This is a genomic window from Pseudomonas sp. C9D1 (assembly GCF_056491235.1).
In genome coordinates this window covers 417,994-433,561 of sequence record NZ_JBSZIE010000001.1, presented here as the reverse complement: position 1 = coordinate 433,561, position 15,568 = coordinate 417,994, and the positions used below count along the sequence as shown (strand labels likewise).

The 15,568-nt window shown below is 61.4% G+C and carries 14 protein-coding genes and 1 pseudogene; 3 read left to right on the top strand and 12 right to left on the bottom strand.

The window, feature by feature from the left end; all coding sequences use genetic code 11:
* Window positions 1-28: 28 nt before the first annotated feature.
* The 8 genes from ACXI0U_RS02010 to ACXI0U_RS01975 all read right to left on the bottom strand — a co-directional run bounded on the left by ACXI0U_RS02010 (window position 29) and on the right by ACXI0U_RS01975 (window position 8,177).
* Window positions 29-481 carry a type IV pilin protein gene (locus ACXI0U_RS02010; protein WP_431483467.1) on the bottom strand — a complete coding sequence of 151 codons (453 nt, stop codon included), beginning with the start codon at window positions 479-481 and terminating at the stop codon, window positions 29-31.
* A complete protein-coding gene (locus ACXI0U_RS02005; RefSeq protein ID WP_431483466.1) occupies window positions 481-4,749 on the bottom strand; it encodes a PilC/PilY family type IV pilus protein in 4,269 nt (1,422 codons plus the stop codon). The genes ACXI0U_RS02010 and ACXI0U_RS02005 overlap by 1 nt, the downstream gene beginning before the upstream one ends.
* A 16-nt stretch (window positions 4,750-4,765) precedes the next feature.
* Window positions 4,766-5,107 carry a hypothetical protein gene (locus ACXI0U_RS02000; protein ID WP_431483465.1) on the bottom strand — a complete coding sequence of 114 codons (342 nt, stop codon included), beginning with the start codon at window positions 5,105-5,107 and terminating at the stop codon, window positions 4,766-4,768.
* A gap of 12 nt (window positions 5,108-5,119) precedes the next feature.
* Entirely contained in the window at window positions 5,120-5,665 is a 546-nt protein-coding gene (locus ACXI0U_RS01995) for a pilus assembly PilX family protein (protein WP_431483464.1), read from the bottom strand.
* A gap of 11 nt (window positions 5,666-5,676) precedes the next feature.
* Window positions 5,677-6,480: a PilW family protein gene (locus ACXI0U_RS01990; RefSeq protein ID WP_431483463.1), complete on the bottom strand. Its 804-nt coding sequence runs from the start codon at window positions 6,478-6,480 to the stop codon at window positions 5,677-5,679.
* Window positions 6,477-7,052 carry a type IV pilus modification protein PilV gene (pilV, locus tag ACXI0U_RS01985; protein ID WP_431483462.1) on the bottom strand — a complete coding sequence of 192 codons (576 nt, stop codon included), beginning with the start codon at window positions 7,050-7,052 and terminating at the stop codon, window positions 6,477-6,479. The genes ACXI0U_RS01990 and pilV overlap by 4 nt, the downstream gene beginning before the upstream one ends.
* Window positions 7,039-7,554, bottom strand: coding sequence for a GspH/FimT family pseudopilin (locus ACXI0U_RS01980; RefSeq protein ID WP_431483461.1), 516 nt, complete (start codon window positions 7,552-7,554; stop codon window positions 7,039-7,041). Before ACXI0U_RS01980 ends, pilV begins: the two co-directional genes overlap by 14 nt.
* 113 nt (window positions 7,555-7,667) lie before the next feature.
* Entirely contained in the window at window positions 7,668-8,177 is a 510-nt protein-coding gene (locus ACXI0U_RS01975; protein ID WP_431483460.1) for a GspH/FimT family protein, read from the bottom strand.
* A gap of 39 nt (window positions 8,178-8,216) precedes the next feature.
* Between ACXI0U_RS01975 and thiO the strand changes: the two genes are divergently transcribed.
* Window positions 8,217-9,317 carry a glycine oxidase ThiO gene (gene thiO, locus ACXI0U_RS01970; protein WP_431483459.1) on the top strand — a complete coding sequence of 367 codons (1,101 nt, stop codon included), beginning with the start codon at window positions 8,217-8,219 and terminating at the stop codon, window positions 9,315-9,317.
* Window positions 9,318-9,329: 12 nt separating this feature from the next.
* On the opposite strand, the gene ACXI0U_RS01965 is transcribed toward thiO, so the two are convergent.
* The 4 genes and pseudogenes from ACXI0U_RS01965 to ACXI0U_RS01950 all read right to left on the bottom strand — a co-directional run bounded on the left by ACXI0U_RS01965 (window position 9,330) and on the right by ACXI0U_RS01950 (window position 13,686).
* Window positions 9,330-10,664, bottom strand: coding sequence for a sigma-54-dependent transcriptional regulator (locus ACXI0U_RS01965; protein WP_021219360.1), 1,335 nt, complete (start codon window positions 10,662-10,664; stop codon window positions 9,330-9,332).
* Between the two features lie 2 nt (window positions 10,665-10,666).
* On the bottom strand, window positions 10,667-12,259 hold the full coding sequence (locus ACXI0U_RS01960; RefSeq protein WP_021219359.1) for a sensor histidine kinase: 1,593 nt from the start codon (window positions 12,257-12,259) through the stop codon (window positions 10,667-10,669).
* On the bottom strand, window positions 12,249-12,485 hold the full coding sequence (locus tag ACXI0U_RS01955; RefSeq protein WP_021219358.1) for a PP0621 family protein: 237 nt from the start codon (window positions 12,483-12,485) through the stop codon (window positions 12,249-12,251). The genes ACXI0U_RS01960 and ACXI0U_RS01955 overlap by 11 nt, the downstream gene beginning before the upstream one ends.
* 164 nt (window positions 12,486-12,649) lie before the next feature.
* Window positions 12,650-13,686, bottom strand: a pseudogene (locus ACXI0U_RS01950) (outer membrane protein assembly factor BamD).
* A gap of 148 nt (window positions 13,687-13,834) precedes the next feature.
* On the opposite strand from ACXI0U_RS01950, the gene rluD reads away from it, so the two are divergent.
* Both rluD and pgeF read left to right on the top strand, forming a co-directional pair.
* Window positions 13,835-14,806, top strand: coding sequence for a 23S rRNA pseudouridine(1911/1915/1917) synthase RluD (rluD, locus tag ACXI0U_RS01945; protein ID WP_021219356.1), 972 nt, complete (start codon window positions 13,835-13,837; stop codon window positions 14,804-14,806).
* Window positions 14,806-15,531, top strand: coding sequence for a peptidoglycan editing factor PgeF (gene pgeF, locus ACXI0U_RS01940; RefSeq protein ID WP_431483457.1), 726 nt, complete (start codon window positions 14,806-14,808; stop codon window positions 15,529-15,531). The genes rluD and pgeF overlap by 1 nt, the downstream gene beginning before the upstream one ends.
* The last annotated feature ends 37 nt before the right edge of the window (window positions 15,532-15,568 follow it).

Here is a 15,568-nt window from a genome sequence, read left to right as displayed (position 1 = left end):
GCACACGAAACGAGGCTTTTTACAGGTCTCACCAGCAGTTGGCTACGGTCGCGCCTGCACCCGAAACGCCTTTGACACCCCGGCTATCCAGGGTAAGGTTGCCGCAACTGTCGGCCGTCTGCCCTCCCTGCGTCTGAGCAGTCAGGATGACGCACCGGGCAATAGTCGTACCCGTACAAGCGTTGGCGGTAACGCTGTAGCGCCTGCTTTCGGAAATCACTGCTGCCCCCTGCGCCACTGCATCTCCGGTAGAGTCGCGGAAGGCGAGGCCATTGGCGCCCAAGTTGTTGGTGTATGTCTGGTTCTGTGAATAGAAGCGCTCCTGGGCCTGCATGATCTGCATCATCGTGGCCTGGCCGTCACTGCGGCCGGTGCGCAGCACATAGCGCTGGTAGTTGGGGTAGGCAATCGCGGCGATGATGCCGATGATCGCCACCACGATCAGCAACTCGACCAGGGTGAATCCCTTGGCTCTGGTCATCAGTTCTCTCTCCAGTAGAGGCCTTGGATGGCTTTGTTGGTCTCGCAGATCTCAGCCCCATCCACGCACCCCTTGTTGCTTGTATCACCCAGGCAGGGCTCCGCGCCACACAACAACCCGACCGACTTGTCCTCTCGCAGGATAGTTGCTGGCTTCGACGGAATACCGCCATGTGCCAGGTCGAAGCCGCGCTTGGCGGTCTTGGTACCGTTGACGGTTTCGGTGAAGACCGCGCTTGCATCAATCAGGTTGAGAGCATAGAAACGCCCACGACCAACGTCCGGACCGCAGGTGGTAACTTGCTGCCCGCTGGGGCGGAAGGTGGTGAACAGCAAGGAGCCCGCGAAACTCACGGAGCTGGACAGCACTTTCTCGCCGCTGGGGAAACGAATGAACCAGCCGCTGCTCTGGGCCAGAAGCGTCGGATTCGGGGTGTAGCTATCACCCGGAGTGAGCTGCGCGTACAGAGCATTGATCTCGGCGCGCTTGGTCGGGATACCGGAGGCCGCAGCCGCCCGAGCCTGTTCGATGAGGTAGTTGTAGGCCTCGAACTGAGTCAAGGGTGGAGTGGTATCCGCCGCTGTAGCGGCAGCAAGCTGGGTTGCATTCAGCACGTTGGAAGCCGTGTCGTAGGCACGGTTCGCCAGTGCTTGCAGATCCGCCTGCAGGCTGGAGGCCTGACCGGCCAAGGTGACCCGCTCACTCTCTAATGAGGTGACAAGGTTGGACTGGGTCACCAGAGGCGAGCTTACAGCTTCCAGGGTGGCCTGGGTCTGCGCTTCGTTGGCAGCCAACAAGGCACTGCTGGTGGTTCCAGCAGGCGCAGCGGGCAAACCGCTCGGCAACAAAGCGTTGAGTGCACTCTTGGCCGAAGACAGATCCGCCAGCTTGCTAGCAGCCTCGGCACTATTGCCCTGGTTGTAGGCGGCGACAATCGCAGCCTGCAGTTCAGCAATCTGGCTGATCTTTTCATTGATCGCGGAGAGATTCTGAATCAGCCCATTGCGCACGCCGTAGGCCGCCGAGTTTTCATAATTGGTATTCAGCGTTGCCAGCTCCGACTCCAGCGTGGTGGTGTCTGAATCAACAGCCTTCGCAGCAGTAATCTGGTTCTGCTTTGCAAGGATTGCGTTGTATTGGCTGCTTAGAGACACATCACTCAACCCAGCTGTGATCCTGGCTTGCAGAGTGCCGATATTCCCCGCCATGGTGCTGTCCAGCTCCGAAGCCTTGAACGAACTGGCATCAGCGCTCGTCGTGTTAAGGCCGTTCAACTGCGCGAGCGCAGACTGCGCCGCCACGACCAGGCTGTGGGACTGGGTCTGGCTGCTGGACTCCGTCGCATGTGCAGCTACGTAGGGGTCGTTACGCAGGATGGTGTCGATGGCAGCCTGCTTCTGGTTGATGGAGTTGTTGACACCGACCAAGGTGTTCAGCTTATCCGTGTAGCCAATGCTGGCCTGATAGCTCGCCAAGTTGGCCCGTGCAGTAGCCTCATTGGCATTGAGCGTATCGATCTCACCCCGTTTGGTGTTGATCTGGCTCTGGATGCTCTGAGCCTCGGCACTCGTCAGGTTGACGCTGCTGACGTCGACCAGGTTGCTCTCGGTAATGGAAGTGTAAGTAGCCGGTGCTGCATAGACGTTCTTGTCGCGAATGACGTAGAAGCGATCCAGCGCCGACTCACTGAGTGGGTGACCGCGATAGCCCGAGCCGATAGATAGGGTGAAATAGGTGTCCCCGCCACGCTCCTTGATCAAGGCAACATCAGGCTGATTGTAGAAACGACGGTTGTTGCTGGCGTCGGTTCCGCCCAGGGCAGCTACACGGCCTCCTGTAGCGAAGTCACTTGCGCCAGCGTTCCCCGCCTTGATATCGAAACGGAAGATCTGGCCACGGGTGTCCGCGGTGAAGATTGTGTCGATCAAACCATCACCACCGATGTCGATCAGAGCCGGATCACCTGGCAGGCTATTGGTCATGGTGGACAGTGTCAGGTTGGCATCGCTATCCCCCGTAGGACCGGCCATCCACAGCTTTTGGCCCGTGTCCGCGTCCACGACATACAGCGCGTTGCCATAGCTGTCGCTTTTCGGGTTGTCCGGGATCGCATCGTTGTCTTGGGTGATGTCATAGCCACCGGTGAAGATCAAAACCTCCTTGGGCTGTCCGTTCCACTTGACCTTGGCGTATTTGGGCGTAGACCAGGTCTGGCCCAGACGGGTGAAACCGGTACTGCCACCCGTGCCCCCCCGGATGACCCATTTTAGCTTGGGTTGGATAGTGGAGGTATTACCCAAGGTACCGGGGGTCATGTCCAGCGCGTAGTAGTTACGTCCACCTCGCCCCATGCCGGCATACAGGACGACTGTGGAGGCATTGCGAATCTTAGTGGTGGAGTTCACGGTTCCATAAGTCACCTTCAGGTCGAACTGACCATCGATGCCGTACTTCTTATTGGCGCTGCCCTTGGGATCGTCGTAATAAGCCTTCAGATTGGGTAGCAGTTCCTTCGGAACAAAGGAGAAAAGTTCAGCACCGGTGCTGGGATCGATAGCGCCGATGAAGCCCTCGTTGGTGCCGTAGAACAGCACAAGGCTGTCCTGCGCGGTACCGTTGGCGATACGCTCGATGCTCTCATCGCTGCTGTAGGCCACCACTTTCGGAGCGTTGTGCAGCACGTCGCCAATCTGCGCTCTCGCGGAGTTGTCCGCCGGGTCAGTTCCACGGGCCCAGGTCAGGAGGTTAGTTTTGTAGGCATCTGCCATGTTGGCGTCGCCTAGCATCGCCTTGGTCAGCGCGGTGTTGCTGGTAGACAACAGGTGGGCGCTGCCCGTCAGGTTGATCGATCCGGTGCTTCCCGGATCGCGGTTGCTACCGGTGTAAGTATACAGATTGCGGGTATCGGGGCTCCCCAGGCGACTTGCCGCCCCCCCGAGCGCGGCGCTCTTGCCATCCACCACGTTGGAAGGTGTCCAGTAGCTTTGTGCACTGTCGAGGAAGAAGCCGGTGGACGAATCCACTGCATTGCGTCCGTTGGCATCAGTTACCACGAGGTTTCCGCTGGCATCGGAGGTCGCCTTGTATTTCTTCACATTGCCCAGCCAGCGCGCACCTTCTGCCGGACGGAACAAGGCGTAGTAAAGATCGTTGCGATAGCCGAAGTTGCTGTACGCACTGACGGAGACGGTGGGCGTGGTGAAGGTGGTGTTCTCCGCAAGGATATCCACAAGGATGGAGCGCAGAGAGGCCACCAGGCCCGAAGTATCGCTGGTGGTGTAGAATTTACCTTGGCCCAAGGTGGCCGTATCACTCAGCAAGCGAGTATCACTGATATTGCCGAAGCCCACCGTATAGGTAGAGATCGTCTGTTTACCGCTGATCGAAGCGGGACCGTTGTCGTTGTTAGCCAGCCATTCTGCAAGTCCGGGCATCCAGCAACCTGCGTTGGACTCACCATCGGTCGGATAGCCACGGTTGCAAGAAGTATAGATGCTGTTGGGCGTGCCGGTACGCACCAGGGATTGAATAGAAGAGTTACTGCTGCTGTCGCCATTGGGCAAGCCGTCAGTCAGAACGATGATGCTCGACTTCTGGCATGAGTTCTGGATAGGCGATTTATAGGTAGAGCCGGTATAGGAAGCGGTGGCACTGTACCAAGGGTCTCTGACCGAATAGGTCTTCGCGTCTTCAATCACGCCGCGAGACTTCCGACCATAAATGATCGAGCCACCCCGCATGTACTGCGCGGCTTCATGGTATGCCTCAAGCAGGGGCGTGGCACCGCTGGCGTAATAGCTGCCGAGTTCCGTCTTGAAAGTACCAGCCACTGTTCCAGCCTGCTGAACCGGCACGTTAACAAATCCACCCTCATCATTAGAGCTAAACCGAACGAGACCAATATTGGAGTCATTGGACAGCGCCAGTTCATCGACCAGTTGGTTAACGACCTGTTTGACAACTTCAATACGTGTCAATTGGCCATTGTTCTTGCTCAAGTTGCCCTGTGTACTGGTACACCAGTTTCGTGGAACCCCAGTGTTACTCGAATCCAGAGGCACCAGAGACTTGCAGTTGGTCCCCGGCACGCCACCGTTCATGGAGCCCGAGGTATCGATGACGAACATAATGTTGGGGCGAACCCGCTGGTCCGCCGGAAGATCTCGAGTTGTATAGATCTCGGTGTCATCGGCCAGCGCAGTGCTAAGGGATAGCGCCAGGTAAGTAAACGCAGAGGCGCCAAGGGCAAGCTTTCTGGTAACGCTCATGTGTCGATCCTCGGCGTCAGTTCAGGAACAATTCGATAACGGTGGGCAGGCCGTCCGGGGAGTAATAAACCGAACCTTGCCAATCGATCTTCAAGCCAAGATGAGCGAAATCGGTAAGCTCGCCGCGCAGGTACACCTTGGTCTGGTCATTCACTTCGAAGCGTTGCGATGCGCAGGTCTGGCAAGCGGTAGCGAGTACATAACCCTTGACGGGATCGCCAGTCTTGTTGGTGAGGCTGAGAATAAGCGTGGCGCTTTCGATGTACTTCGGTGGAGCTTCATCGGTCTCCTCTGCAACTCCATGCAATGCGAAACCGGAAACGAAAAGCACCAGGAAGAAATGGATCAAACGGTTCATATCCGGCCTCGATCATTTGAGGTTAAAGAAGACCAGACCTTGGGCCTGATCGGAAAGAGCACCACCAATCCGGGTGGTCGCCTTGATCTCGTACTGCTGGCAGGTGTAGTTGCCGAAGGAATACCCCTTTCCAAAACTCGCACAGTCCAGTTGACCGACGCTCCTGATGGTATTGGTCTGGGCGTTCTCGCTGTTGCCCGATGTTGGCAAGGCAACGATCGATGCCAGGGAAATAGGCCTCAGCAGGGATGGGAAACGAGATAGCGAACTGACCCAGTTGGGGTCGTCTTCATTTGACGCTGTGGCAAGGGTGCCGCTCGTTGCAGACATCAGCGGTTGGCGATTCGCCACAACATTCAGCCGAAGCAGTTGAGAGCGAATCTCGGTCTGCCCTTGCTGGTAAGCGGTATTGCGGAACTGGTTGCTGCTGGCCATACGCTCGTCGTTGGTCGCGAAACGAACAGCAGTGATGCCGGCAGCGGTCAGCACGACAAGGAAAATAAGCGCAACGATCAAGGTGGCGCCTGCCTGGTGTTGCAGCGGTCGGAGGGACTGCATATGAGCGCTTCCTAGAGATTCTTGAACTGGACGGTGGTAGTAAACACCTGGCGCGCACGACCATCGCTGGAGGAAAACGGAGCGGCATCCAGCAGGTAGTAGTTCCGCAGGACAGGAGCCGGATTCAGGACATCAACCGAGTTGGCCAGCACGGCGATACGAACAGCAACAACCTTGCTCCAGTTGCTAACGCGATCAGCCGATACGAACTGGTTGACGCTCTGGGAATTCCCCCCGGTATCGATGCCGTAGAGCACCTGAAGGGAGTCAATACCGTCGATAAGGCGCTGACCTGCACTCAAGGCTGCGTTGGTGGTCCGGTTGAAGGACTTGCAACCCAGCGCATTAGTTGAGTTATTTGCGTCCGCCGGAATGATGTAGAAGGTATTAACCACCAAATTGTTGTCAGGCACCACCGCACCGGCGCAATCGCGTTTGGCTCCATCGATGATGGGAGGCTCAAAGGTGAACCCCACCACATCGGCGCCACTAGCGCTGCCGTTGACAGCGCAAGGATTGTTGCCGGTGTTACCGACTCCGCAGACCGTCCTTTCCACCGGGAAAGGGCGGTCCAGTGTAGAGCCAGGTGAGGTGTAGCCGGCCTGGCGAGCACTCTGGGTGATGAACTCAAGGGCAAACCGCCCATTCTCCTGCAGCTTCGCCATGGCGTCGTTGGTGGCAAACGTCTGCTTGCTTGAAATGAAGACCTGAATGATGCCCAGCAGCAGGATCAAGCCCAGGGTCAGGCCGATCATCAACTCGACCAGGCTCAGGCCACGTTGGCGCTGAACGATAATGACGGAATGCTTGCTCATCGTTGCACCTGCGCACTGCTGGTCAGGTTTTCCCCGGACGGACTCTTGCTAGCCTTGCTCTGCCAGGTCGCAGTGATACTCAGTTGAGTTCCGGACGCGACAACAGCGAGGGGCTGGGTACCGCTTGCTGCCAGCCCAAGGAAGTCGCGACTCGTGTATCGCCCTGAAGCTGCAGTTGCATTGGCACCGTATGCGGTTGTTCCGCTGTACGAGCACTGGGCCTCCCAACGGTCATAAGCAGCCATCTGAGCAGCTGAGCAGTTGGTTCCGTTCACCTTGGCACCCGTGATGGGATCGTAGTAATCACTGCAACGCTGGGCCGGCAGGTTGGAGCAGTTCGGAGCCGTGGTGTAGTCACTGGTACCAGCCTCCTGATTCGCGCGAATGCGCTCCGCCAGGTCCTGTACGACCCAGGTCGCCTGGGTTCGCTGGTTGCTGTCCCCAGAGCTCTGCAGTGCGCTGAGCTGGAGCGCCGCGAAACCCAGCAGGCCGACAGCGAAGATGAGGAGAGCGATCAGCACCTCGATCAACGAGATCCCTGCCTGCTTGGAAGCCTTATCAACAGGACGCATCGCGGTTCACCTTCTTGATCAAAGCCTTGCCCATAGCATTGAGAGACACACAGCGTGCACTGCTGTCATTATCCTGAAGGCGCTCCGAGGTCACTTTGAAGGACTGGGCACTGATGCCTGACAACAGCGTGCCATCGCGTCGGAACGTCAGTTTGTTGGTAGCCTGCAGGTACGGCGCGTTGACGGTGACATCCGAAGCTCCCTGGAAGGTACGAATGACATCGGCGCTTGTGCAGTTGCTGATACTGGCAGGTCCAACGCACCAGCCGTCCGTCCAGCCATCCTCGCTGTTGGTCATGGGCAACACCACAACGTTGGCATTGAGTTTGGTGGCCTCGATGCGGGCCACAGCCAGGGCATTCATAAGTTCACTGGCCTGCCCGGACACCCGCTGCCTGACGATGAACCCGCCCATGGCGGGCAGGGCGATTGAAGCAACGATCCCCATGATGACAATCGTCACCAGAAGCTCGATCAAACTGAACCCGCGTGTACGTTCCATGAAAGCTCCTCTGCTCAGCCTGTAAGCTAGCGAGCCGGAGAGGCAACCTCAAACACCCGGGGATGGTCGGCATTGAGTGGGGCACGAGCGGTATTCCTGGCCGGTCATTCAGACTATTCTTCTCCCTCTTTGACAAGTGCGCGGCCCTGGCGGTTAACGACGACTCGTTTGCTCGTACCGGAACTCCTTGATTTCACGAGGAATGTGCCGTTGCTCACGAACGTATGTCCCTGAGCGTTGAAGTGAAGGGCATGGCCGCCTCCCATTCCTCGCCAGGCGAGCTCCAGTCCGTCGGGCAATTCAAGAATCGCTATGAGGTTGTGCTCGCTGCGGAGCAATCGCTCGCCTTCCAAGTCTTCGAAAATGCTCAAGATACCGCTCCAGTCTTTGGAGCAGCGATTGTCGTCGTCCAGCGGGCACAGCGTGGTCCGCGCGTTGTGTGCCAACGCCTGATGCCGAGCAAGTTGGATGGAGTGGGAGAGTTCGCTGCTGAAGGATGAAAGCTTGTGCTGATCATGCATGTGCGTGATGGCGGGTGTTCCCAGGCCTAGCAGTATTGCTAGGCAGGCCAGGCCTATCAGCAGTTCGAGCAGGGTCAGGCCCTGATGCTTGTGTACGTCCATGTGTTGTTCTCCATTTCCCTGGAGTTCTAAGAGGAGGTTGTGGTGTCTGTCCTGATTGTTGGTGGGGGGGCGATAGGGTTACTGACTGCCCTTGAGCTTGCTGAAACAGAGCATGTCGTGCTTGTGGAGCGCCAGCGCGCTGGTCGAGAGTCCTCGTGGGCGGGCGGTGGAATTGTATCGCCGCTCTATCCATGGCGTTACAGCGATGCCGTGACGGCCCTGGCTCATTGGTCGCAGGACTTTTACCCGCCCCTCGGTCAGGAGTTGCTGCAGAAAACCGGAACCGATCCCGAGGTTCACGTAACGGGTCTGTATTGGCTCGATCTGGACGATGAGGCGCAGGCTCTGGCGTGGGCCGCAGAGCGCAGTCGCCCGGTTTCTCGCGTGGCGATCAGCTCGGTCAAGGTTGCTGTTCCTACATTGGCCGAGGGCTACTCCACCGCCATCCACATGGCCGACGTCGCCAACGTCCGCAACCCGCGCCTGACTCGCGCCCTGCGCGAAGCCCTGCTTCAACTGCCTAATGTCACGCTTCGGGAAGATTGCGCCGTCGATGGCTTCATTCGCGAGGAAGGGCAGGTCGTTGGTGTTCGCACGGCGCAGGGCGATATCCGTGCCGATCGCGTTGTGCTCTGCGCGGGGGCCTGGAGCGGGGAGTTGCTGGCGACGCTGGGGCTTGATCTGCCGGTGGAACCGGTGAAGGGCCAGATGATCCTGTTCAAGTGCGCAGAGGACTTCCTGCCGAGCATGGTGCTGGCCAAGGGGCGTTATGCGATTCCGCGGCGTGATGGCCACATCCTGGTGGGCAGCACCCTGGAACACGAAGGCTTCGACAAGACGCCGACCGAGTCGGCGCTGGAGAGCCTGAGGGCATCGGCGATAGAGATGCTGCCAGCCCTGGCGGATGCCGAGGTGGTGGGGCACTGGGCGGGGCTACGTCCGGGCTCGCCGGATGGTATTCCCTTTATCGGGCCGGTCCCGGGATTCGAAGGGCTCTGGTTGAACTGCGGCCATTACCGCAACGGCCTGGTGTTGGCGCCTGCGTCATGTCGGCTGCTGACCGATCTGATGCTCGGGCGTGAGCCCATCGTCGACCCGGCGCCCTACGCGCCATCGGCGCGCTTGAGGCCGCTGGCCTGATCGGCCTGGGGATCAGTCGATCCCCAGTTTCTTCAGGCGGTAGCGCATCGAGCGGAAGGTCAGGCCCAGGCGTTGGGCTGCGGCGGTGCGGTTCCAGCGGGTTTCCTCGAGCGCCTGCATGATCAGCTTGCGCTCCACCTCTTCCAGGTAGTCCTCGAGATTGTCGATTTGCGCGAGGTCGGCTTCGCCGTTTTCGGAAGCCGCCGGTGCATCCGTCAGGCGCAGGTCCTCGGGCTGGATCTGGTCGTTCTCACACAGCGTGTAGGCCCGTTCCAGCATGTTCTCCAGTTCGCGGACGTTGCCGGGGAAGCGGTAGCTCTTGAGCTTCTCCATCGCATCGCGGGTGATGCTGGCCGCGGCGCTGCTGTCCGCCGCCAGGCGCTTGAGCATGACGTCGGCCAGTTGCGGGATGTCCTCGCGGCGCTCGCGCAGCGGAGGGACGCTGAGTTCGATGACGTTCAGGCGGTAATACAGGTCCTGGCGGAAGCGTCCTGCAGCCACTTCTGCGGCCAGGTCCTTGTGGGTGGCGCTGAGGATGCGCACGTCCACCACCACTTCCTGCTGGCCGCCGATGGTGCGGACGGCTTTTTCCTGGATGGCGCGCAGCAGTTTCACCTGCATGGGCAGGGGCAGGTCGGCCACTTCATCGAGGAACAGGGTGCCGCCGTGGGCGGCCTGGAACAGGCCGATCTTGTCTTCGATGGCGCCGGTGAAGCTGCCTTTCTTGTGGCCGAAGAACTCGCTTTCCATCAGCTCCGACGGGATGGCGCCGCAGTTGACCGGTACGAAGGGGTCTTCATGGCGCGGGCCCTGCTCGTGGATCATGCGGGCCACCAGCTCCTTGCCGCTGCCGGATTCGCCGCTGATGTACACGGGGGCCTGGCTGCGGGCGAGCTTCTGGATCTGGTTACGCAGAGACTTCATCGGCGGGGAGTCGCCGAGCAGGCGATTGTCCATCGGCGTGTCGCCGTTGCTGCTGGTGCGCAGGCGCAAGGCCGCAGCCACCAGCTCGCGAAGCCGGCCGAGGTCCACCGGTTTGGTAAGAAAGTCGAAGGCGCCGGCTTTCAGGGCGTTGACGGCCGTGTCCAGGCTGCCGTAGGCGGTAATCATGGCAACGGGCACTTGGGGGTGGCGTTGCTGGATGTGCTGAACGAGGTCGAGGCCGGTGCCGTCGGGCAGGCGCATGTCGGTGAGGCACAGGTCGAAGGGTTCGGCGGCCAGGAGCTCGCGGGCCTCTTTCACGTTGCGGGCGCTGCGGGTGTCCAGCTTCATCCGGCCGAGGGTGATCTCCAGCAGTTCGCGGATATCGGGCTCGTCATCGACGATGAGTGCTTTCTGTCTGGTCATGGTCAGCTCAATTTGCGCGGGTGGGCAAAGGTTATGCGAAAGCAGCTGCCTCCGGTTTCGCGGGGCCTGTAGTCGAGACGGGCCTGGTTGCTCTCGCACAGCTCCCGTGAGATGTACAGGCCAAGCCCGGTGCCCTTGTTTTCGGTGGTGTAGAAGGGCTCGAAGATGTGCTGCACCTGCTCGGCGGGTACGCCGGCGCCGTCATCCATCACTTCCAGAACGGGCAGGTCGCTTTCCGGGTCGCGGAACAGCTTCAGCCAGACCTGTCCTACCTTGTTCTTCTGTGAACTGTAGCGCAGGCCGTTCTGTACCAGGTTGGTCAGTACCTGGGTGAGTTGATGCGGGTCCATGCGGGTCTGGATGGTGCCGCTGTTGGTCTCGATGTGCAGCGTCTGGCCCGGGCCGGATGCGTTGCGGAATTCGCTGGCGAAGCGGTGCAGCCAGTACTTCAGGTCGAGCAATTGCGGCTCCGCTTGGCGGCGGCGGGAGAGCTGCAGGACGTTCTCGATCACCAGGTTCATACGCCGCGACTGGTCCTGGATGATCTGCGCCAGGCGCTGGTCGGGACCGGACAGCTCCTCGGACTCCTGCAGCAACTGCGCCGCGTGGCTGATGGCGCCCAGTGGGTTGCGTATCTCGTGGGCGATGCCGGCGGTCAGGCGACCCAGGGAGGCGAGCTTGAGTTGCTGGGCCTGTTGGGCGATCTGCGAGATGTCGTCGAGGAAGATCAGGGTGTCCCGCTGCTCGCCCCGCTGCAGGGAGACGAAGCTCGGTTGCAGCACCGGGCCTTCGGCCACCGCCTGCAGGCTCTGGGGACGCAGCGTGGGGTTGTCCAGCCACTGCTGAAGGCGTTTCACCAGCTCCGGGCTTTGCGGGTCGAGGACCTTGCCGGCCAGGTCCTCGCGGCCCAGCAGCGTCAGCGCACCCTGGTTGGCCAGGATTACGCGGTGCTGGGGGTCGAGCACCAGGATGCCGGTGCGCATGCGCTGCAGGATAAGGGCGTTGAGCGCTTCCAGGTTGGCGACGTCGGCGGCACGTTTCTCGGCCAGGGTCTCGCTCAGTTGCAGGCGCTTGCTGATGCCCTGGACGAAGAGGGCAGCGGCGAAGCACAAGGCACCCAGGGCGCCGGCCTGCACATACTGGCTGGCAGCTTCCGGGCGGCTGAGGCTGAGGTAGAAGGTCAGGTAGATCATGCCGATGGCGGCGACGGCGGCGATCAGCAAGCCGACCCGGCCGCGCAGCAGGATGTTGGCGATCGCCACCGCAACTATCACCAGGTTGCCGATACCGCTCGGCGTGCCGCCCGCCGCATAGAACAGGCAGGACAGCAGGATCACGTCCACCAGCGCCAGGCTGAAGACCTGCAGCATGTGTTTCGGATGGCGGACCATCAGCGCGATGAGGATGTTCAGCAGCAGGTAGAACCAGCAGGCATTGCGGAACAGCTGGGCGCGGGCCAGGTCGAGCAGTTCGCTGTCCAGCTCGCTGGAGATCAGGCCCACCAGTGCCAGGCCGATGAGCAGGCGGTAGATGTTGTAGAGGCGGAAGATGCGGCGTGCCGGCTGGCTGCCCAGCGCGGGGGCTTCAGCGCTCACCGCTGGAGGTGTCCTGTTCCAGGTGCGCGCGGCTGCAGTACCAGCGCTCGCCGTTGGCCAGCGCGTTGGCCTGGGGCACGTGCACGCCGCACTGGGTGCAGCGCACCATCGGGCTGGCGGTTTCGTCCACGGGCTTCTGCGGGCGCGGCGCCGGTGGCGTCTTCATGCGGCGCCAGACCCAGACGGCGGCGAAGATCACAACAATCCAGAACAGCAGGCGGACCATCCCAGTCGAGCTCACTTGTCGTTGAAAGGAGCGCAGTTTAGCCAAGCCGATGGTCGGCGCCCAGCGGGGAGGGCGCGAGCTGTGCATCAGGTCCCCTGGCCAGGCGCAAAAACAGGGACGAGCACGTTTCGTGCGGACAAAAAAGAGGCCCGCAGGCCTCTTCTTTACATCGCGGTCGTTCTCGAGTCGAAAACGCCAAAGGTCATGTAGCTGAACCAGGAGCGGTCGCCGCTGCTGTTGGCTTCGGCTTCGTGCTGTTCTTCCTGCACTTCCTGCTGGTTCTCGGGCTTGAGCTCGTCCGGGATTTCTTCCTGGGCGTCTTCGTACTGTTTGATCACGTCCTGGTTGGCGCGGGTTTCGCCCGGCGGCAGCGGCGGCTCGCTCTCAATCAGGCCGAGGGTGGCCTTGGCCAGCCAGGAGCGGTTGTCTGCTTCTTCTTCGCGGGGTACGAACTGGCCATCGACCAGGTTCGGGTGGTCCGGGTAGTTGAGCTTCAGGGTTTCCAGGCTGGTGGCTGCGAGGTCGTTCAGGCTCAGGCGCTGGTAAGCCTCGACCATCACGGCCAGACCATCGCCAACGGCAGGGGTTTCCTGGAAGTTTTCCACCACGTAGCGGCCACGGTTGGCGGCGGCGACATAGGCCTGGCGGGTCAGATAGTAGTGGGCGACGTGGATCTCGTACGCGGCCAGCAGGTTGCGCAGGTAGATCATGCGCTGCTTGGCGTCCGGTGCGTAGCGGCTGTGCGGGTAGCGGGTGGTCAGCTGGGCGAACTCGTTATAGGAGTCGCGGGCAGCACCCGGGTCGCGCTTGGTCATGTCCAGCGGTAGGAAGCGAGCGAGCAGGCCACGGTCCTGGTCGAGGAGGCCAGGCCCTTCAGGTAGTAGGCGTAGTCGACGTTGGCGTGCTGTGGGTGCAGGCGGATGAAGCGCTCGGCGGCGGACTTGGAGGCTTCGGGCTCGACGTTCTTGTAGTAGGCGTAGATCAGTTCCAGCTGGGCTTGCTCGGCATAACGACCGAACGGATAGCGGGACTCGAGGGCCTTGAGCTTGGATACGGCGCTGGTATAGCTCTTGTTGTCCAGATCGGCCTGAGCCTGCTGGTACAGCTCGGACTCGCTCAGGTTCTCGTCTACCACCTCTTTGGAGGAGCAGGCGGCGGTTAGGGCGAGAATAGCGATCAGCAGCAGGTGTTTCACTTGCATAGCGGCTTGCGTCCCTGTGACGGCTGGCTGTCTTGGGCGGAGCCGTCCTGTTATGATGGGCGCCCTGGGCTCCCCCAGGACAAAGACGCCGTATTTAACCACAAGCGCGTGGCCGAAACCAAAGGCTGCGCCCCCGCCGTTTCCGAGCATGTCCCCAATTATCAAGCAGGTCATCCAACTCAGCGCCGAGGTGCCGTCCGAACTGGGCGGGCAACGCCTCGATCAGGTCGCTGCACAGCTCTTCGACGAGCATTCGCGTTCGCGCCTGGCCGCCTGGATCAAGGACGGCCTGCTCACGGTCGACGGCCAGGTGCTGCGCCCGCGTGACACTGTTTACAGCGGTGCCGTGCTGGAGCTCAACGCCGAGCAGGAATCCCAGGGTGAGTGGGTCGCCCAAGACATCGCGCTGAACATCGTCTACGAGGACGACCAGTTGCTGGTGCTGGACAAGCCCGCCGGGCTGGTGGTCCACCCCGCTGCCGGGCATGCCGATGGCACCCTGCTCAATGCCCTGCTGCACCATGTGCCGGACCTGGCCAATGTGCCCCGTGCCGGCATCGTGCATCGCCTGGACAAGGACACCACCGGCCTGATGGTGGTAGCCAAGACCCTGGAAGCCCACACCAAGCTGGTGGCGCAGCTCCAGGCCCGCACCGTCAGTCGCATCTACGAGGCCGTGGTGGTCGGCGTGATCACCGCCGGCGGCAAGGTCGATGCCCCCATCGGTCGTAGCTCCCAGCAGCGCCAGCGCATGGGCGTGGTGGCTGGCGGCAAACCGGCGGTCAGTCATTACCGTGTGCTGGAGCGCTTCCGCTCGCACACCCATGCCCGGGTCAAGCTGGAAACCGGGCGCACGCACCAGATCCGCGTGCACATGTCCTATGTGAATTTCCCGCTTGTGGGTGACCCCGTCTACGGCGGCCGCTTCCGTATTCCTCCGGCAGCCAGCCAGACGCTGGTCCAGACCCTCAAGGACTTCCCCCGCCAGGCCTTGCATGCCCGCTTCCTCGAGCTGGACCACCCGGTGACCGGCGCGCGCATGAAGTGGGAGTCGCCGCTGCCCGACGATATGGTCTGGCTGCTCACCCTGCTGCGCCAGGACCACGAGTCCTTCAACTGATGAATGACTGGCTGACGCCCGACTGGCCTGCACCCGAGCGGGTTCGTGCCTGCGTCACCACCCGTGCTGGGGGCTTCAGCGAGGCCCCCTTCGACAGCTTCAATCTGGGCGATCACGTCGATGACGCTCCCGCTGCCGTTACCCGCAATCGCCAGCGCCTGATCGAGACGCTCGGCTGCCAGCCCGCGTGGCTCAGCCAGGTGCACGGCGTGCGCGTGGTCGAGGCCGATCCGACCTGTGTCGAGACGGCCGATGCCAGCTGGAGCTCGACGCCCGGCATCGCCAGCCTGGTGATGACCGCCGATTGCCTGCCTGCCCTGTTCTGCGATCGCGCCGGCACCCGTGTCGCGGCGGCCCACGCCGGTTGGCGCGGGCTGGCCAATGGCGTGCTCGAAGCGACCCTGGATGCCCTGGACCGCCCGGCGGACCAGGTGCTGGTCTGGCTCGGCCCGGCCATTGGCGTCGATGCCTTCGAGGTCGGGCCGGAAGTGCGCGACGCCTTCGTCGCCCAGCACCCGCAAACCGAGTCGGCCTTCCGCCCGAGCCACAACGAAGGCCGGTTGATCGCCGATATCTACGCCCTGGCGCGCATCCGTCTCGCTGCACGGGGCGTCACCGCTGTCTTTGGCGGCGGCTTCTGTACCGTCACCGATCCGCGTTTCTTCTCCTACCGCCGCGCCTCGCGCACCGGGCGATTCGCCAGTCTCGTCTGGCTCGTCGACTGACTTTTCCTCCTGCGGATCGCCGCGCCGACCGTCGTCG

Coding starts and splice junctions, on each gene's coding strand:
- ACXI0U_RS01995 (WP_431483464.1), bottom strand. CDS start 5,665: ATGCAGTCCCTCCGACCGCTGCAACACCAGGCAGGCGCCACCTTGATC.
- ACXI0U_RS02010 (WP_431483467.1), bottom strand. CDS start 481: ATGACCAGAGCCAAGGGATTCACCCTGGTCGAGTTGCTGATCGTGGTG.
- ACXI0U_RS02000 (WP_431483465.1), bottom strand. CDS start 5,107: ATGAACCGTTTGATCCATTTCTTCCTGGTGCTTTTCGTTTCCGGTTTC.
- pilV (WP_431483462.1), bottom strand. CDS start 7,052: ATGCGTCCTGTTGATAAGGCTTCCAAGCAGGCAGGGATCTCGTTGATC.
- ACXI0U_RS01955 (WP_021219358.1), bottom strand. CDS start 12,485: ATGGTCCGCCTGCTGTTCTGGATTGTTGTGATCTTCGCCGCCGTCTGG.
- ACXI0U_RS01975 (WP_431483460.1), bottom strand. CDS start 8,177: ATGGACGTACACAAGCATCAGGGCCTGACCCTGCTCGAACTGCTGATA.
- ACXI0U_RS01990 (WP_431483463.1), bottom strand. CDS start 6,480: ATGAGCAAGCATTCCGTCATTATCGTTCAGCGCCAACGTGGCCTGAGC.
- ACXI0U_RS01980 (WP_431483461.1), bottom strand. CDS start 7,554: ATGGAACGTACACGCGGGTTCAGTTTGATCGAGCTTCTGGTGACGATT.
- ACXI0U_RS02005 (WP_431483466.1), bottom strand. CDS start 4,749: ATGAGCGTTACCAGAAAGCTTGCCCTTGGCGCCTCTGCGTTTACTTAC.
- ACXI0U_RS01965 (WP_021219360.1), bottom strand. CDS start 10,664: ATGACCAGACAGAAAGCACTCATCGTCGATGACGAGCCCGATATCCGC.
- rluD (WP_021219356.1), top strand. CDS start 13,835: ATGTCCCCAATTATCAAGCAGGTCATCCAACTCAGCGCCGAGGTGCCG.
- pgeF (WP_431483457.1), top strand. CDS start 14,806: ATGAATGACTGGCTGACGCCCGACTGGCCTGCACCCGAGCGGGTTCGT.